This window comes from Pseudomonas sp. B8(2017) (assembly GCF_002113575.1).
Lineage (GTDB): Bacteria > Pseudomonadota > Gammaproteobacteria > Pseudomonadales > Pseudomonadaceae > Aquipseudomonas > Aquipseudomonas putida_Z.
The window spans coordinates 697,883-722,914 of record NZ_NEIO01000001.1 but is presented as its reverse complement, the minus strand read 5'-3'; the positions used below and the strand labels follow the sequence as shown (position 1 = coordinate 722,914).

General features: G+C 64.2%; 25 protein-coding genes. 12 read left to right on the top strand and 13 right to left on the bottom strand.

Going from position 1 to position 25,032, the window contains the following annotated elements:
• Nucleotides 1-85: 85 nt before the first annotated feature.
• Nucleotides 86-973 (top strand): LysR substrate-binding domain-containing protein, encoded by an 888-nt coding sequence (locus tag CAG22_RS03365; RefSeq protein ID WP_085704371.1) that lies wholly within the window; start codon nt 86-88, stop codon nt 971-973.
• A gap of 109 nt (nt 974-1,082) precedes the next feature.
• Here CAG22_RS03365 and gudD read toward each other — a convergent pair whose 3' ends face one another.
• Together gudD and CAG22_RS03355 are read right to left on the bottom strand one after the other, a co-directional pair.
• On the bottom strand, nt 1,083-2,429 hold the full coding sequence (gene gudD / locus CAG22_RS03360; RefSeq protein ID WP_015271908.1) for a glucarate dehydratase: 1,347 nt from the start codon (nt 2,427-2,429) through the stop codon (nt 1,083-1,085).
• Nucleotides 2,430-2,448: 19 nt separating this feature from the next.
• Complete coding sequence (locus tag CAG22_RS03355; protein WP_085704369.1) at nt 2,449-3,801, bottom strand: MFS transporter; 1,353 nt, start codon at nt 3,799-3,801, stop codon at nt 2,449-2,451.
• Between the two features lie 261 nt (nt 3,802-4,062).
• On the opposite strand from CAG22_RS03355, the gene CAG22_RS03350 reads away from it, so the two are divergent.
• Entirely contained in the window at nt 4,063-4,764 is a 702-nt protein-coding gene (locus tag CAG22_RS03350; protein WP_085692828.1) for a FadR/GntR family transcriptional regulator, read from the top strand.
• Between the two features lie 125 nt (nt 4,765-4,889).
• Here the strand turns inward: CAG22_RS03350 and CAG22_RS03345 are convergent, their stop codons facing one another.
• From CAG22_RS03345 to CAG22_RS03330, 4 genes are all read right to left on the bottom strand, one after another.
• The gene (locus CAG22_RS03345) at nt 4,890-5,900 is read right to left on the bottom strand and encodes an NAD(P)-dependent alcohol dehydrogenase (protein ID WP_085692827.1); all 1,011 of its coding nucleotides are present in this window, start codon (nt 5,898-5,900) and stop codon (nt 4,890-4,892) included.
• Nucleotides 5,901-6,063: 163 nt separating this feature from the next.
• Nucleotides 6,064-6,654, bottom strand: a complete 591-nt coding sequence (locus CAG22_RS03340; protein WP_025340732.1) for an HAD family hydrolase — start codon at nt 6,652-6,654, stop codon at nt 6,064-6,066.
• A complete protein-coding gene (gene tesB / locus CAG22_RS03335; RefSeq protein WP_046613155.1) occupies nt 6,651-7,520 on the bottom strand; it encodes an acyl-CoA thioesterase II in 870 nt (289 codons plus the stop codon). Before tesB ends, CAG22_RS03340 begins: the two co-directional genes overlap by 4 nt.
• Before the next feature lie 96 nt (nt 7,521-7,616).
• Nucleotides 7,617-8,186, bottom strand: coding sequence for a GNAT family N-acetyltransferase (locus CAG22_RS03330; RefSeq protein WP_085617949.1), 570 nt, complete (start codon nt 8,184-8,186; stop codon nt 7,617-7,619).
• Nucleotides 8,187-8,365: 179 nt separating this feature from the next.
• Between CAG22_RS03330 and CAG22_RS03325 the strand changes: the two genes are divergently transcribed.
• The 3 genes from CAG22_RS03325 to CAG22_RS03315 all read left to right on the top strand — a co-directional run bounded on the left by CAG22_RS03325 (nt 8,366) and on the right by CAG22_RS03315 (nt 11,557).
• Nucleotides 8,366-9,058 carry a histidine phosphatase family protein gene (locus CAG22_RS03325; protein ID WP_085704367.1) on the top strand — a complete coding sequence of 231 codons (693 nt, stop codon included), beginning with the start codon at nt 8,366-8,368 and terminating at the stop codon, nt 9,056-9,058.
• Between the two features lie 195 nt (nt 9,059-9,253).
• Entirely contained in the window at nt 9,254-10,168 is a 915-nt protein-coding gene (locus tag CAG22_RS03320; protein ID WP_015271914.1) for a histone deacetylase, read from the top strand.
• A 147-nt stretch (nt 10,169-10,315) separates the two neighbouring features.
• Nucleotides 10,316-11,557 (top strand): TIGR03862 family flavoprotein, encoded by a 1,242-nt coding sequence (locus tag CAG22_RS03315; RefSeq protein ID WP_085704365.1) that lies wholly within the window; start codon nt 10,316-10,318, stop codon nt 11,555-11,557.
• 126 nt (nt 11,558-11,683) lie between these two features.
• On the opposite strand, the gene CAG22_RS03310 is transcribed toward CAG22_RS03315, so the two are convergent.
• Both CAG22_RS03310 and yedA read right to left on the bottom strand, forming a co-directional pair.
• On the bottom strand, nt 11,684-13,015 hold the full coding sequence (locus CAG22_RS03310) for a DEAD/DEAH box helicase (protein ID WP_013974320.1): 1,332 nt from the start codon (nt 13,013-13,015) through the stop codon (nt 11,684-11,686).
• A 55-nt stretch (nt 13,016-13,070) separates the two neighbouring features.
• Complete coding sequence (gene yedA, locus CAG22_RS03305) at nt 13,071-13,991, bottom strand: drug/metabolite exporter YedA (protein WP_085704363.1); 921 nt, start codon at nt 13,989-13,991, stop codon at nt 13,071-13,073.
• A 154-nt stretch (nt 13,992-14,145) separates the two neighbouring features.
• Between yedA and CAG22_RS03300 the strand changes: the two genes are divergently transcribed.
• On the top strand, nt 14,146-14,595 hold the full coding sequence (locus CAG22_RS03300; RefSeq protein WP_013974322.1) for an Lrp/AsnC family transcriptional regulator: 450 nt from the start codon (nt 14,146-14,148) through the stop codon (nt 14,593-14,595).
• Here CAG22_RS03300 and CAG22_RS03295 read toward each other — a convergent pair.
• Together CAG22_RS03295 and CAG22_RS03290 are read right to left on the bottom strand one after the other, a co-directional pair.
• Complete coding sequence (locus tag CAG22_RS03295; protein WP_085704361.1) at nt 14,592-15,197, bottom strand: PolC-type DNA polymerase III; 606 nt, start codon at nt 15,195-15,197, stop codon at nt 14,592-14,594. The two genes, CAG22_RS03300 and CAG22_RS03295, sit on opposite strands and share 4 nt — an antisense overlap.
• Nucleotides 15,198-15,205: 8 nt before the next feature.
• Nucleotides 15,206-15,685: an NYN domain-containing protein gene (locus CAG22_RS03290; RefSeq protein ID WP_004576858.1), complete on the bottom strand. Its 480-nt coding sequence runs from the start codon at nt 15,683-15,685 to the stop codon at nt 15,206-15,208.
• Between the two features lie 364 nt (nt 15,686-16,049).
• Between CAG22_RS03290 and CAG22_RS03285 the strand changes: the two genes are divergently transcribed.
• A complete protein-coding gene (locus CAG22_RS03285; protein ID WP_085591648.1) occupies nt 16,050-16,580 on the top strand; it encodes a hypothetical protein in 531 nt (176 codons plus the stop codon).
• A 107-nt stretch (nt 16,581-16,687) separates the two neighbouring features.
• Here the strand turns inward: CAG22_RS03285 and CAG22_RS03280 are convergent, their stop codons facing one another.
• Entirely contained in the window at nt 16,688-17,443 is a 756-nt protein-coding gene (locus tag CAG22_RS03280) for a DUF2076 domain-containing protein (RefSeq protein ID WP_085591646.1), read from the bottom strand.
• 166 nt (nt 17,444-17,609) lie between these two features.
• Between CAG22_RS03280 and CAG22_RS03275 the strand changes: the two genes are divergently transcribed.
• Both CAG22_RS03275 and CAG22_RS03270 read left to right on the top strand, forming a co-directional pair.
• Complete coding sequence (locus tag CAG22_RS03275) at nt 17,610-18,266, top strand: YciC family protein (protein ID WP_085591644.1); 657 nt, start codon at nt 17,610-17,612, stop codon at nt 18,264-18,266.
• Between the two features lie 87 nt (nt 18,267-18,353).
• Nucleotides 18,354-18,848 (top strand): hypothetical protein, encoded by a 495-nt coding sequence (locus CAG22_RS03270; RefSeq protein ID WP_170929256.1) that lies wholly within the window; start codon nt 18,354-18,356, stop codon nt 18,846-18,848.
• Nucleotides 18,849-18,999: 151 nt separating this feature from the next.
• On the opposite strand, the gene hrpB is transcribed toward CAG22_RS03270, so the two are convergent.
• Nucleotides 19,000-21,528, bottom strand: a complete 2,529-nt coding sequence (hrpB, locus tag CAG22_RS03265) for an ATP-dependent helicase HrpB (RefSeq protein ID WP_085704359.1) — start codon at nt 21,526-21,528, stop codon at nt 19,000-19,002.
• 116 nt (nt 21,529-21,644) lie between these two features.
• Between hrpB and CAG22_RS03260 the strand changes: the two genes are divergently transcribed.
• Nucleotides 21,645-22,064, top strand: a complete 420-nt coding sequence (locus CAG22_RS03260; RefSeq protein ID WP_013974328.1) for a hypothetical protein — start codon at nt 21,645-21,647, stop codon at nt 22,062-22,064.
• Nucleotides 22,065-22,086: 22 nt separating this feature from the next.
• Nucleotides 22,087-22,959, top strand: a complete 873-nt coding sequence (locus CAG22_RS03255) for a cation diffusion facilitator family transporter (protein WP_085704356.1) — start codon at nt 22,087-22,089, stop codon at nt 22,957-22,959.
• A gap of 372 nt (nt 22,960-23,331) precedes the next feature.
• On the opposite strand, the gene CAG22_RS03250 is transcribed toward CAG22_RS03255, so the two are convergent.
• On the bottom strand, nt 23,332-24,117 hold the full coding sequence (locus CAG22_RS03250) for a DUF6515 family protein (RefSeq protein ID WP_085704355.1): 786 nt from the start codon (nt 24,115-24,117) through the stop codon (nt 23,332-23,334).
• A gap of 395 nt (nt 24,118-24,512) precedes the next feature.
• On the opposite strand from CAG22_RS03250, the gene CAG22_RS03245 reads away from it, so the two are divergent.
• On the top strand, nt 24,513-24,989 hold the full coding sequence (locus tag CAG22_RS03245; protein ID WP_003249795.1) for an Lrp/AsnC family transcriptional regulator: 477 nt from the start codon (nt 24,513-24,515) through the stop codon (nt 24,987-24,989).
• Nucleotides 24,990-25,032 lie beyond the last annotated feature (43 nt).

The following is a 25,032-nucleotide window of genomic DNA, read 5'->3' as shown; positions in this document are numbered from 1 at the left end:
AGTTCGAAGACATGACTCGATGCTAGGCCGGCATTTGATACAGGTCTAATATAGATGCTGGATCGAATAATTCAGGAATTGAATCATGGAGCTGCATCAGCTGCGCTGCTTCGTGGCCGTGGCCGAAGAGCTGCATTTCGGCCGCGCCGCCACCCGCCTGCACATGACCCAGCCGCCCTTGAGCCGGCAGATCCAGTTGCTGGAACATGCCCTCGGCGTGTTGCTGCTCGAGCGTAACAACCGCCAGGCGCGGCTGACCCTGGCGGGCCAGAGCTTTCTCGAAGACGCCCGTCGCATCCTGCAGATCGCCGAGTCGGCCAGCCAGTCGGCGCGGCGCATCGCTCATGGCGAAGCGGGCAAGTTGACCCTGGGTTTCACCGCAGTGGGTGCCTACAGCATGATCCCGCGCTTGCTGGTGCATGCCGGGCAGGCGCTGCCGGACATCGAACTGGTGCTCAGCGAACGCGTCTCCAGCACCCAGGTGCATGACCTGGAGGCAGGGCTGATCGATGTTGGCCTGGTGCGCCAGGTGCTGCCCAGCGCGCGTGTGGAGTACCTGCCGATCCACCGCGAACCCTTCATCGCCGCCCTGCCCGCCGGGCATGCGCTGGCGGCACGTGAGCGGCTCAGGCCGAGCGATTTCGATGAACAACCGTTCGTGATGTACAGCGCCAACGAAGGGCGCTACTTCCATGACCGCATCGCCAACCTGTTTGCCCGCCATGAGGTGCAGCCGCGGTACCTGCACCAACTGGGGCAGACTCACTCGATACTGGGGCTGGTCAATGTGGGGCTGGGCTGCGCGGTGGTGCCGGCCTCGGCGCAGGCATTGCGCCTGGAGCAGGTGGTGTTCAGGCCATTGGTAGGGATGGAGCAGCAGGCGGAGATTTTCCTGGCGTTCTGCCGGGATAACCCTAACCCGGTGTTGGGGGCATTCGTGGCGATGGCGCGGAAGTTTTTCGAAGCAGGTTGATTTGTGCCTGCCTCTTCGCGGGCTCGCCCGCTCCCACAGGATAAATGCAGGCCTTGAGCCTGATGCAGTACCTGTGGGAGCGGGCAAGCCCGCGAAAGGGCCAGCAGCCTCAACGCACCAGGCAAGGCCGCTTGTTATCGAAGCTCCACCCCGGAATCAGGAACTGCATTGCCACGCTGTCATCCCGCGCGCCCAACCCCATGTTGCGGTAGCACTCATGCGCCTTGGCCAGCTGGTCTTCATCCAGCTCCACCCCAAGCCCCGGCCGCGCCGGCACGTGCACATGCCCGTCGACGATGCGCAGTGGTTCGCGGGTCAGGCGCTGGCCGTCCTGCCAGATCCAGTGGGTGTCGATCGCAGTGATTTCACCCGGCGCCGCAGCCGCCACCTGGGTGAACATTGCCAGCGAGATATCGAAGTGGTTGTTGGAATGCGAACCCCAGGTCAGCCCCCAATCGTTGCACATCTGCGCCACCCGTACCGAACCCTGCAAGGTCCAGAAGTGCGGGTCGGCCAGCGGAATGTCCACCGACTGCAACTGGATCGCATGGCCCATCTGCCGCCAGTCGGTAGCGATCATGTTGGTGGCGGTGGGCAGGCCGGTGGCACGGCGGAACTCGGCCATCACCTCACGGCCCGAGTAGCCGTTCTCGGCACCGCACGGGTCTTCGGCGTAGGCCAGCACATCGTGCTTGTCGCGGCACAGGGCAATGGCTTCCTTCAATGACCAGGCACCATTCGGGTCGAGGGTGATGCGGGCTTCGGGGAAGCGCTCGGCCAGCGCCGTTACCGCTTCCATCTCCTCCTCGCCGCGCAACACCCCGCCCTTGAGCTTGAAGTCGCTGAATCCATAGCGCGCCTTGGCGGCCTCGGCCAGGCGCACCACCGCGTCCGGGGTCAGGGCCTTTTCGTGGCGCAGGCGGAACCAGTCGTCCTCGGCATCGGCTTCGTTGCGGTAGGCCAGGTCGGTTTGCTGGCGGTCGCCGATGTAGAACAGGTAACCGAGCATCTTCACCGCCTCGCGCTGCTGCCCCTCGCCCAGCAGTGCCGCCATCGGCACGTTCAGGTGCTGGCCGAGCAGGTCGAGCAGCGCCGACTCGATGGCCGTCACCGCATGCACGGTGATGCGCAGGTCGAAGGTCTGCAGGCCGCGACCAGCCGAGTCACGGTTGGCGAAGGTCTGGCGCATGGCATTGAGCACGCGCTGGTAATGGCCGATCGGCTGGCCGACCACCAGGCTGCGGGCGTCCTCCAATGTCTGGCGGATCTTCTCGCCGCCCGGCACCTCGCCCAACCCGGTATTGCCGGCGCTGTCACGCAGCACCACCACGTTGCGGGTGAAGAACGGGCCATGGGCACCACTGAGGTTGAGCAGCATGCTGTCGTGCCCGGCGACGGGGATCACGCGCAGATCAGTGACCACGGGGGTGCTGGTGTGAAGGGTCTGCATGTTCATGGTTGTTGTCTCGCAGTCATCAATGGCTCTGACCCAGGGCCGAAGGGGCCTTGAGGTCATCGGAAGGGACGCCCTTTGGGCGAGTGCGTACGAAGAAGATGGCAATGGCCGCCAGCACCGAGGTCACCGCCAGGCCGTACAGGCCGCCCTGGATCGAACCGGTCTGCTGCTCCAGCAGGCCGAAGGTGGTGGGGGCGACGAAGCCGCCGAGGTTGCCGACCGAGTTGATCAAGGCGATCACCGCAGCGGCGATGCGGGCATCCAGGTAGCCCTGCGGGATCGGCCAGAACAGTGACGACGCCGACTTGAAACCGATGGCCGCGAAGCACACCGCGACAAAGGCGAACACCGGCCCACCCGTGGTGGACATGAACATGCCGATGGCAGCGATCACCAGCGCACCTGCGACCCAGGCCTGCTGGAACTTCCAGCGCGCCGAGCCGGCGGCGAAGGCATACATGGCCAGGATCGAGATCAGCCACGGGATCGAGTTGAAGAAGCCGACCTGCAGGTCGCTGAGGTCACCCATGCGCTTGATGATGCTCGGCAGCCAGAAGGTGGCGGCGTAGATGGTCAGCTGGATGCAGAAGTAGATCAGGCAGAACAGCAGGATCTGGCGGTCCTTGAGCAGGCTCCAGGCCGATGGCCTGAGCGCGCCGACCGCTTCGCGCTCAAGCTGCTCGCGATCGATGGCGCCCACCAGTGCTTCCTGCTCGGCCTGGCTCAGCCACTTGGCGTCCTGCGGCCTGGAGTCGAGCCAGAAGAACACGAAGAAGCACAGCGTCACCGAGGCCATGCCTTCGATGAACAGCATCCACTGCCAGCCATGCATGCCCAGGCCCTGGATCTGCATCAGCGCGCCGGCCAGCGGCCCGGAAATCAGCGACGCCAATGCCGAGCCGCTGAGGAAGATGGCAATCGCCTTGCCACGCTCGGCGGCCGGCAGCCAGCGGGTGAAGTAGTAGATCACCCCGGGGAAGAAGCCCGCTTCGGCAACGCCCAGCAGAAAGCGCAGCACGTAGAACTGGGTTTCGTTCTGCACGAACGCCATGGCCGTGGCCACCAGCCCCCAGGTGAACATGATGCGGGTCAGCCACAGCCGTGCGCCGACCTTCTGCAGCAGCATGTTCGAGGGCACTTCGAACAACGCGTAGCCAATGAAGAACAGGCCGGCGCCAAAGCCATAGGCCACGGCGCTGATGCCCAGATCGCTTTCCAGATGGGGACGGACGAAGCCGATGTTGACGCGGTCCAGGTAGTTGACGATGAACATGATGACGAACAGCGGCAGGACGTGGCGCTTGACCTTGGCCACGGCGCTGGCCAGGGCGTCGCCTTCATTCCGGGCAGACGGAGCGAGGGTATCGTTCACTTGCGGATCTCCCACTAATTGTTTTTGTGCGGGTCGAGGTTGTCTGACATGGCAGTGGGGAGGAGCATATGCGCAGTGCAGTTGTACGACAAGATCAACAACATCGGCAAAATCACAAAATACAAGCTACCGCAAAGCCAATATGCGTCGATCTTGCAAAAACAGACAAACTACTCGCTGGCTTGACCGCAGGAAAAATCGGCAAGAAATATTTTTATCGATTAACTTGTCGTACAAGCACAACAACAATCGGATCACACCATGGCCACCGAACAAGCCCACAAACGCGGCCACAGCCGTGCCCATGACCTGGTCTCCAGCCTGACCCAACAGATCTTGCTGGGTACCTTCAAGCCAGGCGACAAGTTGCCCTCGGAAAACAGCCTGGTGCGCGAGCATGGGGTCAGCCGCACCGTGGTCCGCGAGGCCCTGTCGAAATTGCAGGCCTCGGGGCTGGTGGAGCCACGCCACGGTATCGGTACGTTCGTGATGGAGCGCCAGACCCAGGCCGGCCTGCGCATCGCTGCGGAAAGCGCGGCGAATGTGCGCGACCTGCTGGAGCTGCGCATCGGCCTGGAAGGCCAGGCCGCCGCCCTGGCCGCGCTACGCCGTGACGAGGGGCACCTGAGGCGCATGCGCCAGGCGCTGGATGACTACCAGGACCTGGCCGCCGCCGGCGACAGCTGCATCGAGGCCGACCGGCGCTTTCACCTGTTGATTGCCGAGGCCACTGGCAACCTGTACTTCACTGAAATGCTGTTGCAGCTGGGCAACGGCCTGATCCCGCGCAACCGCATGGCCCTGGCCGAACGCAGCGGGGCGAAGCTGGCGCGGCAGGCGTACCTGGCCAACCTCGAGCATGAGGCGATCCTCAATGCCATCCGCCGGCAGGACCCGGATGCGGCGCGGGCAGCGGTGTGCCTGCACCTGTCCAATAGCCGCGACCGGTTGTTGCCGGACTAGGGGCCGCTACGCGGCCCGATCGCCGGCAAGCCAGCTCCCACAGGGGTAGCGCAAGGCTCGAGGCCGATACGGTCGAGGTGGGAGCTGGCTTGCCGGCGAATGGGCTGCAAAGCAGCCCCCGGCCATTACCAGGTCAGGCAGATCTTGCCGAAATGCCGATTGCTCTCCTGATAACGGAACGCCTCGACGATCTGTTCCAGCTCGAAATGCTTGTCCACCACCGGCCGCAGGCCGTTGGCATCGATCGCCCGCACCATCGCCTGCTGCTGGGCGCGGCTGCCCACCAGCACGCCTTGCAGGCGAATCTGCCGCACCAGCGCCTGCACCAGTGGCAACTGCCCGGCCACGCCGGTGAGGATGCCGATCAACGACACATGCCCACCAATGCGCGCGGCAACCATCGATTGCTCCAGCGTCGCCGGGCCACCCACTTCGATTACATGGTCGACACCGCGGTTGCCGGTCAGCTCGCGCACTTTCTCACCCCACGCCGGGGTGCTCTTGTAGTTGATCAGGTGGTCGGCACCCAGGGCTTTCAGGCGCTCCAGCTTGGCGTCGCTGGAAGAGGTGGCGATCACCGTCGCGCCGGCCAGCTTGGCAAACTGCAGGGCGAAGATCGACACACCGCCCGTGCCCTGCACCAGCACCGTATCGCCGGGCTTGAGGTGGTCGTCGCTCATCAACGCACGCCAGGCCGTGAGACCGGCCGTGGTCAGCGTGGCAGCTTCTGCATGGCTGAAGCCCTTGGGCGCCAGGGTGAAGGCGGTGGCGCGAGCGGTGACCTGTTCACGGGCGTAACCATCGATACCGTCGCCGGGCACCCTGGCGAAGCCTTCCACATTGGCCTGGCCGTCGAGCCAGTCGGGGAAGAAGGTACTGACCACATTGTCGCCGACCTGGAACTCGGTGACGCCGCTACCCACCGCGACCACTTCGCCAGCGCCATCGGCCATGGGGATGCGCCGCTCGCTCGGGCCCCACATGCCGCTGACAACGGCGAAATCGTGGTAGTTGAGAGAGCTGGCGTGCAGGCGCACGGTGATTTCATCGGCCTGGGGGGCGAGAGCCTCGCTGGTACCGACCTCGACCTTGTCGTAGCCGCCGCCGGGTTTTACGTAGATGGCCTTGCTGGTCATGGATAGGTCTCCGTTCAGGGAATAGATTGGGGTTCAGCATAGACAGGTCCGGCCCTATCGCCGGCAAGCCAGCTCCCACAGGTATTGCACAAGTCTCAGCTCTAGTGGTGTCCCTGTGGGAGCTGGCTTGCCGGCGATAGGGCCCACATTGCCAACACAAGATTCAGCCCAGCATCACCTTCAATGCCCGGCAATCGGCCGCATGCCAATCCACCAGCTCCGGCCACGGATTGTCCGGCAGGTTCACCAGCACCGTGCGCGCCCCTGCGGCCCGCCCACAGTCCAGGTCAAACCGGTAATCCCCCACCATCACCAGCTCACCCGGTGCCACACCCCAGGCATTGGCAATCTTCAGCAGCCCATCCGGGCTTGGCTTGGGCGCCGCTTCGTCACGCCCCAGAATGTGCTCCACCGGGAAGCAGTCCGCCAGGCCGATGGCCTCCAGCGTCACATGCGCCAACTCGCGGGCATTGCGGGTCAGAATGCCCAGCCGGCAACCACGCTGGGCCAGTTCGCGCACCAGTTCCACCGCCCCGGTGGCCGCCGTGGAGGCAATCGCCAGGTCACGCTCGTGCTCCAGCAGCCAGGCATGCTTGGCCGCCGCCTCGTCCGCCGGCAAGGCTGCCAGGTGGGTGAGGATGTCGTGCTCGGCCGGGATATCCAGCGCTACGCGGATGGCGGCAAAATCGTGCACGGCCACGGTCAGGGTGCCGTCCATGTCGAACACCCAGTTGCGCACCTCGCCCAGGCTCATGCCCAGTCCTTGCGATGGCGAATCAGGCCTTCCTGGCACGACGACGCCACCAGTTGCCCGGCCTGGTTGAAGATGCTGCCGCGGCAGAAGCCACGGGCATTGCCCGCCCAAGGGCTGTCGGTGGCGTACAGCAGCCACTCGTCGGCACGCAGGTTGCCATGGAACCACAGCGAATGGTCGAGGCTGGCGATCTGCATGTCACGCTGCCACACCGATTTGCCATGGGGCAGCAACGCAGTGGTCAGCAGGCCGAAGTCCGAGGCGTAGGCCAGCATGTATTTGTGCAGGGCGGGGATATCGGGCAGGTTGCCGTCGGCGCGGAACCAGGCGTACTTCACCGGGTCGCCAGGCTTGGGGTTGAACGGGTCGCGCTCGGTGACCGGGCGGATCTCGATCGGCTTGGCGCACAGCACCTTGTCGCGAATGCGTTCGGGCAACTGGTCGGCCATGGCCCGGGCCAGCTCGACTTCAGTGGGCAGGTTCTCCGGGCCGACCACCTCGGGCATCTGCGCCTGGTGCTCGAAACCTTCCTCGTCGTATTGGAACGAGGCGCTGCAGGTGAAGATCGGCTGGCCCTTCTGAATCGCCGTCACCCGCCGGGTGCTGAAGCTGCCGCCATCGCGCACGCGGTCCACCGAATACACCACCGGCAGGCTGGCATCGCCAGGGCGCAGGAAGTAGCCGTGCAACGAATGCACATGGCGTGCATCCTCGACCGTCTGGCTGGCCGCCGACAACGATTGGCCCAGTACCTGCCCACCGTACAGCTGGCGGAAGCCCAGGTCCTGGCTGCGGCCACGGAACAGGTTCTCCTCGATGGACTCGAGGCTCAACAGGTCGACCAGGTCGTCCAACACATGACTCATCGGGGGTTCTCCTAGCAAGGCAAACAGGTCTCTACAGCACTCTTATGAAGGCAAATGATACAGGGTTTGTCATTCGCGCCGGGCATGGCCATGCATTCAGGCGCGCAGGGTACGCTCCCAGTGAGCGCGGTCGATGCGGTACAGCACATGCGGGCGCAGCGGATGGCCCACGGGCAGACTGGGGTGTTCGAAACTGCCATTCAGGTCCTGCTGCATACCGATGGCCTGCATGACCTTCTGCGAGGGCAGGTTGCTCTCGCTAGTGAACGACACCACCTCCTCCAGGCGCAATTGGGCGAAAGCACAGCGCAGGCAGGTCCACGCCGCCTCGCTGGCGAAACCCAGGCCCCAGTGGCGGCGTGCCAGGCGCCAGCCGATCTCCACCGCCGGCGCGAAATCGGCATCGAAGCCCACGTGCAGCAACCCCGTCATGCCGATGAACGCACCGCTGTCCTTGCGCTCCAGGGCCCACAGGCCAAAGCCGTACTCATTGAAATGCCCGCGCACGCGGCCGATCAGCGCGGCTGCCTCCACGCGCGTCAGCGGCGCCGGGAAGTAGCGCATCACCTGCGGGTCGGCACACAGGGCGGCGAACTCGCGCAGGTCGTCGTCGTGCCATTGGCGCAGCACCAGCCGCGCGCTTTCCAGTTGCAGGATAGGGGTCATCGGGCGTGCTCCGGTTTTACCGTCTTGCAGTTTACAGCGTAGGCGCGGGTGCAGGTTTCACCCAGCCGGCGCAGCCGAATGCAATTTTCACACGCCCTTCACCGCCCCCCGACAGGCCAGTTGGCAGGATGCCAGCCAACACCGCCGCGCCAGCCGCGACCATGCCAACGGAGCAACGCATGCTATCGAGCAACACCCTGGGGCACCCAGCCATCCACGCCCGGCGCAAGCGACACCTGACCCGCAAAGCCCTCGGTGCCGCCCTTGGCCTGTGCATGGTCGTGGCGGCGTTGAGCACCTGGCTGGCGACGAGGACGCACATCGTGGACCTTGGCAACGAACGACAATTGAGTGACAGCGGCCTGCTGCAGGACTGGGCCGACGGTGCGGTGATCGTGATGATCCGCCACGCCGAGCGCTGCGACAGCGCCCCCGGCCCGTGCCTGGACGACCCCACCGGCATCACCGTGGCCGGCAGCCAGGCTGCCGGACGTGTTGGCCAAGGGCTGCACCAGCTGGGCCTGAACAACGCCGATATGCTCAGCAGCCCGAAACTGCGCACACGGCAAACCGCGCATTTCATCCTCGGCCAGGCGGTGGCCAGTGAGGACTGGCTGGAAAGCTGTGACAGCCAGTTCGCCAGCGAAGCGCTGGCACACAAACGACCGGGGCATAACCTGGTGCTGGTGACCCACAACGGCTGCATCGACCATTTTGCCCGCCAGCAGAAAGTTGCGGGGGGCGAGCGTGAGAGCGGCTATGCCAGTGCGCTGTTCGTTTCGGTGGACGGCAATGGCAAGACGCGTATCCTCGGCCGCCTGAACGAACCGGACTGGCAACGGGTGCTGGCCAGTACCACGAAACAGCACTGACGCCGCTCCTGCCTGCCAGGGCAACTGCCGTGCACTGCCTATTCTGGCCTCATCGCCGGCAAGCCAGCTCCCACAGGTATCCCATAGCCTTTTCGCCTTGTGCAGTACCTGTGGGAGCTGGCTTGCCGGCGATTGGGCAGCAAAGCTGCCCTAGCCATGGCAAGATCAGCACTGGCCCCGATTGCGACCCCACCCATGCCGTTGCCGCTGATCTACCACGAAGACTACAGCCCGGAGTTCCCTGCCGAACACCGCTTCCCCATGGACAAGTTTCGCCTGCTGCACGACCACTTGATCGACAGCGGGCTGACCACCGACCAGGCCCTGCTGCGCCCGGACATCTGCCCCAACGACATCCTCGCCCTGGCCCACGACCGCAGCTACATCGAGCGCTACATGAACGGTGACCTGTCACGCGAGGACCAACGCCGCCTCGGCCTGCCCTGGAGCGAGGCCCTGGCCCGGCGTACCGTGCGCGCCGTAGGCGGCTCGCTGCTGAGCGCCGAGATGGCGCTGCAGCACGGCATCGCCTGCCACCTTGCCGGCGGCACCCACCACGCCCATTACGACCACCCTGCCGGTTTCTGCATCTTCAACGACCTGGCCGTGATCAGCCGCTACCTGCTGGAGGCTGGCCGGGTACACCGGGTGCTGATCTTCGACTGCGATGTGCATCAGGGTGACGGCACCGCGCGCATCCTGCACGACACACCAGACGCCATCACCGTGTCGCTGCACTGCGAACAGAACTTCCCGGCGCGCAAGGCACAAAGCGATTGGGACATCCCCCTGCCCCGCGGCATGGGTGACATGGCCTACCTGAAGGTGGTGGACGACGCCCTCAACTACCTGCTGCCACTCTATCGACCCGACCTGGTGCTGTACGACGCCGGGGTCGATGTGCACAAGGACGACGCCCTGGGCTATCTGCAACTCACCGATGCAGGCGTTGCCGCCCGTGACGAAGCGGTACTGCGCCACTGCCTGGGCCGCGACATCCCGGTGGTGGGCGTGATCGGCGGTGGCTACAGCAAGGACCGCGCAGCCCTGGCCAGGCGCCACGGCATCCTTCATCACAGCGCGGCACGCGTCATCGGTTGTTCACAATGACTGTGGAACCGCTTGTGGATAACCTGCGGGAAAGGCGCTGCAGCCCTTTACAGGCAAGGCCTGCAAAGCTCTGATCAATTTTTGAGCAGTGCTTCCACAGGCCGCGCTGCGCTAGAATGCGCTCTTTTCCACAGCCTGCTGCCCACCATGCCTGATCTGAGCCCCGCCTCCCCTCCCCTCGCTGTCGTCATCGGCGGCGGCCCAGCCGGCCTGATGGCCGCCGAAGCACTGGCCCAGGCGGGCCTGGCGGTCGAGGTGTTCGATGCCATGCCATCGGTGGGCCGCAAGTTCCTGCTGGCGGGTGTCGGTGGCATGAACATCACCCATTCCGAGCCCTACCCGGCGTTCGTCAGCCGGTATGCCGAGCGCCAGGGCGAAATCGCCGCGCTGCTGCACGACTTCGATGCCGACGCCTTGCGCCAGTGGATTCACGGCCTGGGCATCGAAACCTTCGTCGGCACCTCGGGCCGGGTGTTCCCCACCGACATGAAAGCCGCGCCACTGCTGCGCGCCTGGCTCAAGCGCCTGCGCGACAGCGGGGTAGTTATCCACACCCGTCACCGCTGGTTGGGCTGGAATGCCGAAAGTGCATTGCGGATTGCTTATCCACAAGGCGAGCGGGCGGTGAAGGCCGCCGTGGTGGTGCTGGCGCTGGGTGGCGGCAGCTGGGCGCGACTGGGCTCGGACGGTAGCTGGCAGCCGCTGCTGGCCGCACGGGCTGTGGATATCTCGCCCTTGCAACCCAGCAACTGCGGTTTTGAAGTGGCAGGCTGGAGTGCGCTGCTCAAGGACAAGTTCGCCGGTGCGCCGTTGAAGAACATTGCCCTCAGCGTTCCCGGCAGCGCGCCGCGCAAGGGCGAGTTCATCCTCACCGCGCAGGGTGTGGAAGGCAGCCTGGTGTATGCATGGTCAGCGCCGGTGCGCGAGGCCATCAACCGTGAGGGCCACGGGGTGTTGCTGCTAGACCTGTTGCCGGACAAGCCTGTGGACAAGATTGCCCAGGCGCTGGCCAAGCCACGGGGTTCGCGCTCCATGGCCAAGCACCTGCACAGCCAACTGGGTATCGACGGGGTCAAGGCTGCGCTGTTGCGCGAGCTGACCGATCAGGCGACCTTTGCCGACCCTGGTGCCTTGGCGAAGGCGATCAAGGCATTGCCGATCACGCTGGTGCGCACGCGGCCGCTGGATGAGGCGATCAGCAGCGCGGGCGGGGTGCGTTTCGAGGGGCTGGATGAGGGCTTGATGGTCAAGGGCATGCCGGGGGTGTTCTGTGCCGGCGAGATGCTGGACTGGGAGGCACCGACTGGGGGGTATCTGCTGACAGCGTGCTTTGCCAGCGGCTTGCGCGCCGGGCGAGCGGCGGCGGATTGGGTTATGCGGGTTTCCTGACAGATTGTCGGGGCTGCTTTGCAACCCATCGCCGGCAAGCCAGCTCCCACAAGTACAGCAGTGGCCTTGAGAGCAGCGCAGTACCTGTGGGAGCCGGCTTGCCGGCGATGAGGCCAGGTCAGGCAATCAAGGCTTACGCTTGCGCGCCCCACCATTGAAGCTCGGCACCTTGCGCACCGCCTTCACCGCCGGCTCCGCACTGCCTGATTCAGCACTGTCCATCCAGCGCCCCAACCCGCGCTTGGCGCTGTTTTCCTTCGGCTTCTTGGGCTTCTTCGGCTTCTTGATCACCTGGCCACTGGCGTCGGTCATCGGCACCCGGTGGTCAGGGATGAAGTCCGGCTCTTCATGACGCGGCAGGGTCTGCCGGGTCAGCACTTCGATCGCCGCCAGCAGCTGCACTTCATCCGCACACACCAGCGAGATCGCCTCGCCCTTGTTGCCCGCCCGCCCGGTACGCCCGATGCGGTGCACGTAATCCTCGGCAACGATCGGCAGGTCAAGGTTGACCACCAGCGGCAAGTCGTCGATATCCAGGCCGCGGGCCGCCACATCGGTCGCCACCAGCACCTGGATTTCGCGGGCCTTGAAGCTGTCCAGCGCGCGCTGGCGGGTGGCTTGCGGGCGGTCACCGTGGATACCGTCGGCATTCACACCCTCGGCCAGCAAGCGCTCCACCAGTTGATCGACGCCATTGCGGGTCTTGGCGAACACCAGCACCTGCTTCCAGCGCTGCTTGCGCAGCAGGTGGCAGAACAGGTCGACCTTGCGCTTTTTATCCACAGGTACCAGCCACTGCTTGACGCTGGTGGCCGTGGCATTGCGTGGGCTGACTTCGATGCTCAGCGGGTCGTTCAGGGCCAGCCCCGCCAGCATGCGGATCTGGTCGGAGAAAGTGGCGGAGAACAGCAACGTCTGGCGCTTGCGTGGCAGCGCGGCGTACACCGACTGCAGCTCTTCGGCAAAGCCCAGGTCGAGCATGCGGTCGGCTTCGTCCAGCACCAAGGTCTGCACCTGGTTGAACTTCACGGCGTTCTGCCGGAACAGGTCGAGCAAGCGCCCCGGGGTGGCCACCAGCAGGTCGACACCACGGCGCAGGCGCATCATCTGCGGGTTGATGCTGACCCCGCCATACACCGCGTAGGTGCTCAGCGGCAGGTTCTCGGCGTACTCGCGCACGTTGTTGTGCACCTGCTCGGCCAGCTCACGGGTGGGCACCAGCACCAGCGCGCGGATCGAGTTGCTGGCCACCTTCTCGCCTTCCAGCGCCAGGCGCTGCAGCACAGGCAGGGCAAAGCCCGCGGTCTTGCCGGTGCCGGTCTGGGCCGCGGCCATCAGGTCGCGGCCGGCCAGCACGGCGGGGATGGCCTTGGCCTGCACCGGGGTCGGGGTGGTGTAGTCCAGTTGCTGCAGGGTGCGCAGCAGCGGTTCGATCAGGCCGAGTTTGGCGAAATTCATGGCAATACCGTCAGGGGGTTCAGCGAAGGCGGCAAGTTTACCGCATCACCCCTGCCTACTTGCAGATTTCGCCTTTCAACGGCTGCGCCGGCTCAGGTGCCTTGCGCCACTGCGGCAGGCCGATCAGCACCACCGCGCCGATGATCACCGCCATGGCCACACATTCTTCGGCACCAATCTGCTCACCGGCAAAGACGATGCCCAGCAGCACGGCCACCGCCGGGTTGACGTAGGCATAGCTGGTGGCGGCTGCCGGGCGTACGTGCTTGAGCAGGTACATGTAGGCACTGAACGCCAGGATCGAACCGAAGAACACCAGGTAGGCCAGTGCACCCCAGCCGGCAGCGGTCGGCATCTGCGTCATGCGCTCGCCAGACAGCACGCTGCCGAGCAGCAGCACAGCGCCACCGACCAGCATTTCCGCGGCGCTGGCCATGGGCCCCTGGGGCAGCGGCAAGGTCTTGCTCCACACCGAGCCGAATGCCCACGACGCCGCCGCAAAAATGATCAGCGCCGCGCCAATCGGGCTTGCCTGCAGGTTGGAGCCCAGGTTCAGCAGGCCGATACCCACCAGCCCGAGGGCGATCCCCGCCCACTCCAGCTTCGAATTGCGGTGCCCGAACAGCAGGCCGAACAGCAAGGTGAACAGCGGCACCGTCGCCACCGCCAGTGCCGCCACGCCCGAGGCCACACCGGCATGCTCGGCCACGGTCACGCCACCGTTGCCACAGCAGAGCAGCAGGAAACCGATCGCCCCCGCAGCCCGCCACTGCGGCCAGGTCGGTGCCGGCACACCGCGCCAGCGCAAGAAGCCATACAGCAGGCCCCCGGCAATCAGGAAGCGCACCCCGGCCATGAGCATCGGTGGCCAGCTCTCGACGCCAATGCGAATGAACAGGTAGGTGGAGCCCCAGACCAGGTACAAGGCCAGGAAAGCGCCAATGAGCAACAACGGGAAGCGACGGGAGGCAGGCATGGGAAACACTCGAAATCCGTTTACGGGTGGCTTAGTTTAGAAAGGCCACCGTGTAAACTTAAGTTACAAAACAGCTTTAAATCACCCGAACACTTTGCATTGCATGGTTATTCGGATGCTTTTCAATCGAATCGAAACCAGGCAGGAATAACCCATGGACAAGTATGACCGCATGCTGCTCGCCGCCCTGCTCGACAATGGCCGCGCCACCTTCGCGCAACTGGCGCGCCAGGTGAACCTGTCGGCACCGGCGGTGGCCGAGCGGGTGGCCAAGCTCGAGGCCAGCGGGGTTATCACCGGCTACCAGGCCAAGGTCGACATGAGCAAGATCGGCCTGCCGATCCAGTGCGTGATCGAACTGCGCCTGGCCAGCCACGGCAACCAGCAGGCCTACGAAGCGTTGACCCAGATCCCCCAGTTGACCGAATGCCACCGGGTAACCGGCGACCCCTGCGTCATCATGCAGGCAGCGGTGGGTTCGATGCCGGAGCTGGAAGAACTGATCAACCGGGTCGCGCAGTTCGGCTTCAGCAAGACCTCGATCATTCTCTCAAGCGCTGTGGAGCGGCGGGTCCCGCTGGGGCAACTGGAGAAGAAGCCCTAACAGTACCTGGCCAGAGCTTCACGAACCTTGGCGGCCGGGGTTTTCTGCAGGCGGCAGAGCAGGTCGTGCGAAAGCTGCTGTACACCATGGCCCTGGCGCAGCACGCCAGCCAGGTGTTGCAGCAGGTTGGCGGCCATTTCGGCATCGGCCATGGCCCGGTGCGCGGTACCGGTATCCGGCAGCCCGGCCCAGCGGGTCAGGGTGCCCAGCTTGTGGTTCGGTGCCGTCGGCAACAGGCGCCGTGACAGCAGCAGGGAACAGGCGAAGGCCTGGCTGCGGCTACGGCCGATGCGGCCCAGTTCGTAGTCCCAGAACTTCTGGTCGAAGGCGGCATTGTGTGCCAGCAACGGGGTGCCGCCGACGAATTCGGCCACTTCGTTCATCACCTTGTCCACCGGCGGCGCACTGCGCAGCATGGCGGTGGTGATGCCAGTGAGCCCGGCGACGAAGGCCGGTACCGGCACACCCGCGTTCATCAGGCTCTGGTAGCGCTCGACGATGCGCCCGCCCTCCAGCATCACCACCGCCACCTCAGTAGCGCGGCAGCCGGCGCCGGGGCTGATGCCGGTGGTTTCAAAGTCGATGACAGCGATACGTTCCATGAAAAATCTCAGTGTTTTAGCAACAGCGCACCCTCGATGGGCACATAACGGGTGGCGGCACGGATCAGCGACAGTGCGGTAAGCCCGGGCACACCATACACCACCGCCTCGGTGCCATGGCGCTGTATCACCCGCTCCAGCAGCAGGTCGAAATCACCATCGCCGGAGGCCAGTACCACTTGGTCGACGCGGCTGGCGGCGTCGATCACATCCAGGGTAATACCCACATCCCAGTCACCTTTGGCCGAGCCATCGCTGCGCTGGATGAAGGGCTTGAGGCGCACATCGAAACCGAGATTGCGCAGGATCTGCTGGAACTGCTGTTGCTTGCTGTCGCCACGGTCGATGGCATAGGCCACGGCCTCGACGATCTGGCCTTCGCGGCTGACATCGGCCCACAGGGCGGTGTAGTTGAAGTGGCAGCCGTGGGCCTGGCGCACGGTGTAGTAGAGGTTCTGCACATCGGCGAACAGCGCGATCTTTTTCACCTTGGAACCCCTTGGTCGGCCTGGAATGCTGGGGGCTGCCTTGCAGCCCTTTCGCGACACAAGGCCGCTCCTACAGGGGTTCGCGTACCCTTGCAGGAGCGGCCTTGCGTCGCGAAAGGGGCGCAAAGCGCCCCCAAAATTGCGAGCAGTATGCCAGACCTGTCAAACGCAAGAATCGTCGTCCGAGAAGAACCCTCCATCATCGCTGGCATAACCGCTGACGGCATTCCACGTAGTCGCCTCCCAGCCTTGCTCGCCCATGCAATGCCAATGAACAAGGAAGTACTTCAAGCTTCGGCCCGGTCCCGCGCCTTACTACTGTACCCACGCATAGGGAGTTCAACTCCCTCATTGGAGAACAGTCATGAGTAACAGCATTACCAACTGGATCGCAGAAGCAAAATCTTTCAAGGCGCACATACATTGTCAGTCGGTCTGGAAATACTGGGACGGCACACAAGACAGGTACAAAGACATAATGACTTTCGACTCACCGGGGATAGATCAACCAGTCTGGCTGAGCGACGCTTCCGGGCTCGGCCAGGAGGAAGGCTGGCTGATCACCGGACGCCAAGCAGCACCCACCACGTTCAACATCGAATACCACTCCGAGACAACGGATCGAATCCATGTCTACATCAACGGCACGGGCACCGACAGCGACAGAAAGGTCGAGATCAGCCGCAACGGCTATCTTGGTTTGTACCGAACCAACTCACCGGTCGACCTGATAAAACTCGAACCGCTGGAATGGGGCCCTGACACACTGCGCTGCCGCCTGCGCGACCATACGGGCCGTACCGTGAAAACGCTGTATCACATGCCTCCGGACAGGAATGTCTATCTGAATACGAACGATGGCGACATTGCGACATTTCTTATCACGCGCCGATAGCTGCCAGGCTGCACCTGCCCCCTGACAGGTTGCCCCTGGAAAACCCGAGGTACACGGCCATGCGTTGTCATGTACCTCTGGGTTTGGCCAGCAGTATGCCAGACCTGTCAGACGTACGAATCGTCGTCCGAGAAGAACCCGCCATCATCGCTGCCATAATCGCTGTCGGCATAACCACCCTGGTCGCTGCCCCAACCACTGTTGTCAGCCACCTGCTGCTGCGCCCCCGAGTCGCTCCAGCCACCGCTGTCGCTGGCCGGCGCCGGCTCCTCCTTGATCACCTCTACCACCTCCTCCGGCTGCGAGTTGTGGTTGAACAGGCTGCTGATGCCCTGCGCCAGCAACACACCACCCGCCACACCGGCTGCAGTCTGCATTGCGCCGCCGAGGAAGCTGCTGGCACCACTGCGTGCCGGTGCAGCGCCAAAGCCAGGCTGCTGCGTTTGTGGCTGGGAAAAGCCCGGCGCCGACGGCTCACGCCAGCCACCGCCAGATGCCACGGGGGCTGCAGCTGGACGCTGCTGTTGCACGGCCGGGGCCGCATTGCGCCCAGACGAACCAAAGATGCTGGACAGGAAACCACCACCGCCATTGCTCGGCGCGCTGCCGGCACGGGCGGCCTCGGCCTGGGCACGGGCCTGCTTCAGTTCGGCTTCCAGTTGCTTGTTCTGCTCGTCGAGGCGCTTGATCGCTGCCTCCTGCACCAGGATCGCCTGGGCCATGTAATAAGGCGCCGCCGGCTGCTGACGCACATGTTCCTCGATGCATGCCTGGGCCTGCGCATCACGTGGCTGGCTCGGGTCCTCGGCTTGCTTGAGGCGGCCGAACAGGCCGTCGATCAGGGTTTGTTCTTCAGTATTCATGGGGCGACCTCGTGGGGGAGCGGACAACGGACAGCGTCAAAGATGGGGCGTACAGGCGTGGGATTCAATCACCGGCGGCGTGAAACTTTTTTCAGCAAGTGACAGCCCCAGGCCTGCTTTGGGCTAAAGTTATGCCCCTGTTTTTACTGCCATGCGATGTAGACCGATGAACCCGCTGAGCGTCCTGCGCGACTCCCTGTACTTCTTCCGCCGCCACCTGCCGAACATCCTCCAGCTGTGCCTGCCGCTGGTGGTGCTGGAAGCCTTGCTCACCCAGCTGCTGTACCGGCAGATGGGCGATCAGGCATCGCCGGCCTACGGCATGCTGATCAGCCTGCTGTTCTACCCGCTGTACAGCGCCGCGCTGATCCTGTACCTCGACACCCGCAGCAATGGCCAGGAAATCGCAAAGCGCGACCTGTTCGCCCGAGCCCTGCAATTGTGGCCGCAGCTGGCCCTGCTGATCCTGATCAGCTCGCTGCTGATCATGGCCGGCCTGGCGCTGTTCATCTTCCCGGGCGTGTGGATCATGATCAACCTGGTGTTCGCCGAGTACCTGCTGGTGCTGCGCGGCCTGCCGGTGGTGCAGTCGATGCGCGAGAGCGCACGCATGACCACCGGACACTTCATGCGCATCATGATCTGCGTGCTGGGGGTGCTGGCACCGATCTGGCTGATCGACGGGCTATTGCTGATGGCTTTTCCCGAACCCGCAGCGGGTGCCCAACTGGCCATGGACAGCCTGAGCGGCTTCCTGCAGCTGTTCAGTACCGTGGTGCTGTATCGCCTGTTCATGCTGCTGGAAGGTGAAGCCGGGGCTTGAGGCATCTGGGAAAATCTTCATTCTGCTCGCACGCCCGACGGTGGCATTAGTGTAAACACACCTTCAATGCCATTAGAGGAAAACGTCATGGAGCAAACAATCAGCACTCAATATGCCGAATCGTTTCGAGGCCGGCTTTTAATGCGCCTCGACGGTGGTTACGCCAATACTCGGCTTAGTCGTAGTGGCGACAAAACCGATGATAGTTTCTTTGATTTCTCCCCTGGGGATGACTGGTTAATATTGGGCGGACGCACGCTGCCGCCACTGTTGGAGTTCCGTTATATCTCCAAAACCGAAGATCGCCTGCATTATCACATCCACCTTTGGGGACAAACAGACAAGAAGTTGGGTGTCAGCCGCAATGGCTACCTCGGCTTCTACAAGTATGCCGAAGTCACCGATTACTGGATGATCGAGCCACTGCACCTGCTCAATGGATCTCTCATCTGTCATCTGCGAGACCAAAGCGGGCAGAGCGTGGGCGCCATTGACTACAAACGAGACGAGTACCAAGAAACGTTAGCCCCGCTGAATGTCAAGAAAGGTCAGATCGTCACCTTCGACCTGACGAAATATTAATTCATAGGGAGCACTTCGATGAAGCGCACATCTATTGGGGCTTCTTAGCCTTCACAAATTTTCTTTGGCCGAATCACATGATTCATGAGGATAGCCAGATCTCTAACCCTCTGAACAAGGCAACCGATCTGGCAACCGCTCTGCGTCACATTCAGGTGCCGCGCGGCTTCGCCCGCGCGGTCGCATCGGCCACCAAGGGGTCATCCGGCCAATAGTGCTTGGGATAACGCCCTTTCAAATCCTTCTTCACCTCGGCATACGTCGTGCGCCAGAAGTTGGCCAGATCCTGGGTCACTTGTACCGGCCGCCGTGCCGGTGACAACAAATGCAACTTCACCTGCTGACGGCCTTGGGCAATACGCGGTGTATCGGCGAGGCCGAAGAGTTCCTGCAGACGCACGGCGAGAATCGGTGGGTTTTCACTGTAGTCCAGGCGAATGTTCGAGCCGGAGGGCACCGCCAGATGCGCCGGTGCCCATTCGTCCAGGCGCTGTGGCAATGGCCATGGCAGCAGATTGCGCAAGATCGAAGACACATCCAGGGCGGCGAAATGGCTCAGCCGCGAGACCTTGCCCAAGTATGGCTGCAGCCAGTCTTCCAGGGTCGCCAGCAGCGCTTCGTCCCCCAGGTCAGGCCATTCGCTTTGCCCCTCTTTGTCCAGATCAAGCTGACGTAACAGCGCCACCCGCGCTTGCCATTGGCGAAGTTCCGGGGTCCAGGTCAACAGGTTCAGGCCCTTGCGCCGCACCAGGCCAAGCAACGCTTTGGCGCGGGCATCGTCATCCAGGTTGGGTAACGGTTCACGACCCAGCACCAGCTCGCCGACCTTGGTCTGGCGTTCGGCACGCAGCACCTGCTCACGCTCGTCCCAATCGAGGATATCGACCCGCTCGACCTGTTCGGCCAGCACGCTTTCGAGCAGCGCCGGATCGAATTCGGCAGCCAGATAGATGCGTTCTTCGCGCTGACCCTGGCGGCTGCCCAGGTCGGCGATCACCAGCCACGGGCACTTCATCAGTGCATCGACTTCGGCAAACAGCGCCGCACGGCCGTTGGCCAGCCGGTATTCCGCACCGCCCTCGCGGCGCTGCTGGGCGACGCGGTCGGGGTAGGCCAGCGCCAGCAGCGCGCCCAGCCAGCGCGGGTGATCGGGGTCCGCAACCGGCGCGCCTGGTTTGCCACACAGCAGGCCACGGTACTGGCGAGCCAGTTGGCGCGCACGCTGCACACCGCCGTGGCTGCCACGGGCAGCTTTGCTTTCGCCACTGACCAGCGCCAGCCGGCTGTGCAAATCGGCACCACCGCCGCGCTGGATATCCCGCTCGCCCAGCAGCGCAGCCACATCACAGGCCATCTGTGCCAGGCCCAGGTCCTGGCCGCGCAACAGCAGATGCGCAATACGCGGATGCGCCGGCAACTCGGCCATGGCCTGGCCGTGCTCGCTAAGTTTGTCACGGCTGCCGGGCTTGAAGGCGTTGAGCCGCGCCAGCAGGTCCTGGGCCTGGGCGAAGGCGGCCGTGGGAGGCTGGTCGAGCCAACGCAACTGCTCGGGTGTAACACCCCAGCGCGCCAGTTGCAGGGCCAGGCCGGCCAGGTCGGCCTGCATGATCTCGGCGCTGCCGTGGGCGGCCAGCTGGTCATGCTGGGCCTCGGACCACAGGCGATAGCACACGCCGGGCTCCAGGCGGCCGGCACGGCCAGCGCGCTGAGTGGCACTGGCACGGGAGATGCGTTGGGTGTCCAGACGAGTCATACCGCTGCCGGGGTCGAAACGCGGTACCCGGGCCAGGCCTGCGTCGATCACCACGCGCACGCCGTCGATGGTCAGGCTGGTCTCGGCGATGTTGGTGGCCAGCACCACCTTGCGCCGGCCCTTGGGCGCCGGGTCGATGGCCGCACGCTGGGCGTCGAGATCGAGCTCGCCATGCAGCGGGCAAAGCAGGACCTCGGGGCGCTCGCCCAACGCTTCCTGCAGGCTCTGGTGTACCCGGCGGATCTCGGCCTGACCTGGCAGGAATACCAGCACACTGCCGGTCTGGTCGGCCAGTGCCTGCAACACGCTGTCCACTACCCGTGGTTCGATGAACTCACCCGGCTGGAAAGGCCGCCCCCAACGGATGTCGACGGGGTGCATGCGGCCCTCGCTGCTGACCACCGGGGCATCATCCAGCAGCCGCGAAAGGCGCTCGCCCTCCAGGGTCGCGGACATCAGCAAAACCTTCAGTGGCGGGTCGTCCCGCAGCAATTCCCGGCCATTCAGGCTCAATGCCAGGGCCAGGTCGGCATCAAGGCTGCGCTCGTGAAATTCGTCGAAGATCACCAGCCCCACACCCTCCAGCGCCGGGTCGGCCTGCAGGCGGCGGGTGAGGATGCCTTCGGTCACTACCTCGATGCGGGTGTTCGGCCCGACCTTGCTGTCCAGGCGGATGCGATAGCCCACGGTTTCGCCGACCTTTTCGCCCAGCTCGCTGGCCAGGCGCTCGGCCGCAGCCCGCGCTGCCAGGCGCCGGGGCTCGAGCATGAGAATGCTCTGCCCGGCCAACCACGGCTCGTTGAGCAGCGCCAGCGGCACGCGCGTGGTCTTGCCGGCACCAGGCGGCGCCTCGAGCACCGCTTCGTCACGGTTTTCCAGGGCTTGGCGCAGAGCGGGCAAGACAGCATCGATCGGTAATGAAATCATGGTGGTCCTCGAACAGTCCCGCGAGTATAACGGCGAACCCAGCCTGCTCTATCATGGTCTTAGCTTCAGGTGCAGGCGCTTCGCTTGCCCTGCTGGATACCTTTTCGGAGATTTACATGCGCATCCCAACCCGCGTCATCGGTGGCGCCCTCATCGTCACCTTGCTGACCCAACTGACCGCCTGCGGCACCATTCTCTACCCGGAACGGCGCGGCCAGATCGGCGGCAAGATCGACCCAGTGGTTGCCGCAATGGATGCCATCGGCATCCTGTTCTACGTGATCCCGGGGCTGATCGCCTTCGGTATCGACTTCGCCACGGGCGCCATTTATTACTCAGGCGGGCGATCCGCTCAGGTCGACCCGGTCAAACTGCGCGAGGCCGTGAGCCCCGATGGCAAGGTCGACAACCTGAAGTTGCAGGCCATTCTGGAAAGCGAACTGGGCCAGCGCCTGCCGCTGAACGACCCTCGGCTGATCCAGCATCGCGGCAGCATCGAGCAGTTGGCCAGCCTGGGCCTGGTACCTGCAGCCTGAAGTACAAGGACACTACCCACGGATGATGACCACCCCGGCTGAACACCAGCGCCTGCTACGCCTGGCCACTCGCGCCTCGCTGGCGGTGGCCAGCATCCTGGTCCTGAGCAAGGCGTTAGCCTGGTGGCTGAGCGGCTCGGTCAGCCTGCTGGCCGGGCTGACCGACTCGGCACTGGATGCCGTTGCCTCGTTCCTCAGCCTGCTCGCCGTGCACTACGCCCTGCGCCCGGCCGACAACGACCACCGTTTCGGCCATGGCAAGGCCGAGGCCCTGGCCGGTATGGCGCAGGCGCTGTTCATCGGGGTCAGCGCGGTGCTGATCGGGGTGCAGGCGGTTGAACGCCTGCACACCCCGCAACCCTTGGGCGATACCGCCGTCGGTATCGGGGTAATGCTGCTGTCGCTGGTGCTGACCCTTGCCCTGCTGGCACTGCAACACAAGGTCATCCGCCTGACCGGCTCCACGGCGGTACGGGCCGACTCCCTGCACTACCGCTCGGACCTGCTGCTCAACGGCAGCATCCTGCTGGCCCTGCTGCTGGCACGCTTTGGCTGGCCGCAGCTGGATGCGCTGTTCGGCCTGGGCATCGCCGTCTATATCCTCTGGAGCGCGCTGCAGATCGCCCGGGAAAGCACGGCCATCCTGATGGATCAGGAACTGCCCGGCGATGTCGGCGAGGCCATGGCTGCGCTGGTGCTGGCCATTCCCGGGGTCAAAGGCGTGCACGACCTGCGTACGCGGGTGTCGGGCAACCAGTGGTTCGTGCAGTTGCATCTGGAGATGCCGGGGCAATTGCCGCTGCATGAAGCGCACGCCTTGTGCGTGGAGGCCTCGAGGGTGATCCGCCAGCGTTATCCACAGGCGGATGTGATGGTGCATGCGGATCCGGTGTGAACCTGCAAGGGCCCTATCGCCGGCAAGCCAGCTCCCACAGGAACCGCACCGTCCTGAAGGCATGCGCAATACCAGTGGGAGCTGGCTTGCCAGCGAAGGGCTGGGACAGGCAGTTCCCACAGGCACTACACATGGCTTCAGGCCGGTGCGGTTCCTGTGGGAGCTGGCTTGCCGGCGATAGGGCCGGGACAGGCAGTTCCCACAGGCACTACACATGCCTTCAGGCCGGTGCAGTTCCTGTGGGAGCTGGCTTGCCGGCGATAGGGCCGGGACAGGCAGTGCCCACAGGCACTACACATGGCATCAGGCCGGTGCGGCTCCTGTGGAAGCTGGCTTGCCGGCGATAGGGCCGGGACAGGCAGCACATCTGGCTCAGTTGATGCTGTAGCCTCGGCCACTGAAGCACGCGCCCAGCGCCCGCCGGTAGTTGTCCGCCACATTGGCCGGCGGTGCATAAGTTGCCGTCGCCGGGTCGAAGCCTGACTGGCTCACCGCCCAACGGTGGCACTGGTAACGGTCCTGGTCCTGCTGCTCCTGCCCTTGCCCATACATCGGGTAGGCCACCACGTCATACCCACCGCCTACAGGTGCCGGCGCGGCAACCGGCGGGTTGACCACCACGTACTCGCGGCTGTCGGCCAGGTACTGGTAATAGGTATCGGCCACCAGGAAGAACAGCGCCCCACCCAGCCAGACTTCCCGCGCATAGGGCGGCAGGTAGTCGACCCGCACGCCACGGGGCGGGGTCACCACGACATAACGGCCACCATGGGGGCGATACCAGTAACCACCGGAGTAGAAGTAGTCATCGCCACGGTAGGGTACTTTCCAGTAGCGGTCCGGGAAATGATCGATGGTGTGCCCCGGGCGATACTGCGGCCCCGGCCCCCAGCCATTGCCATGACCATCCGGGCGCCCCTGCCAGTCACCGCCAGGCCGTTGCCCCGGGCCACCGGCTTCCCAGTGGCGGTTATCGCCATGGCGGCGGGGAATGTCCTGGTAATAACCCTGGCGTGGCGGCTGGGTCTGCTGCACTTCGTCACGCGAATTGAGCGAGCGGCCCGGCGCCCCCTCGCCCGGCCCTTCGGCCATGGCCCCGAGGCTGATGCTCAACCCCAACACACCAACACCTGCCAACTGCCAGATGCGCGACTTCATGCTGTTCCTCTCGGTAGAAAATACGACAACCACAGCCAGTCTACCGCGCCTGTCACGCAGGCCAATTAAATTTCCGGACATGAAAAAAGGGAGGCCGCTGGGCCTCCCTTCAGGAATTGTCGTCCGTGCTCGGCACTTGTGGCGCCGGCTCACCTCACACCGTCTTCTGGAAGGTGTGTAGCCCGGGGGCCTGCAGATCCTGTTGGATGGCTGGCCGCGACCGCCCGCCTAGGGCGCGTCGCCGTGGACTGATGTCCGGGCAGTGATTCTGTGGATAAAGATACCGGACAGGTTGCGGCAGATGATTGCGAAGATTGCTCGGATAAATAGCACTTGCGCAATTTTTCACCCTGGATTGATAATTCACCGCAATCCGAACAGAAAAGGCATAAACCATGAGCAAACTTGACCGCTACGACCTGAGCATCCTCGCCGAATTGCAGCGCGATGCGCGCATTTCCAACCAGGAACTGGCCGAGCGCATCGGCCTGTCGCCTTCGCCATGCTCGCGTCGGGTCAAGCAACTGGAAGACGACGGCTACATCTCGCGCCAAGTCGCCCTGCTCGACCGCAAGAAGCTGGGCCTGAGCCTGACCGCCTATGTGCTGATCGGCATGGACCGCCACACCCCGGAACGCTTCGAAACCTTCGAGGCGGCCATCCGTAACCTGCCGCAGGTGCTCGAATGCAGCCTGGTCACCGGCATGGATGCCGACTACCAGCTGAAAGTGGTGGTGCCCGACATGGACCACTACCAGAAACTGCTGTTAGGCAGCCTGACCCGTATCGAAGGCGTCACCAGCGTGCGTTCGAGCTTTGTACTGAACCAGGTGCTGGCCAGCACCGAGCTGCCCTTGACCCACCTGCGTTAATTGCCTGCGCCAGCAGGCGTATAATCGGACGCTCAACCCGCCT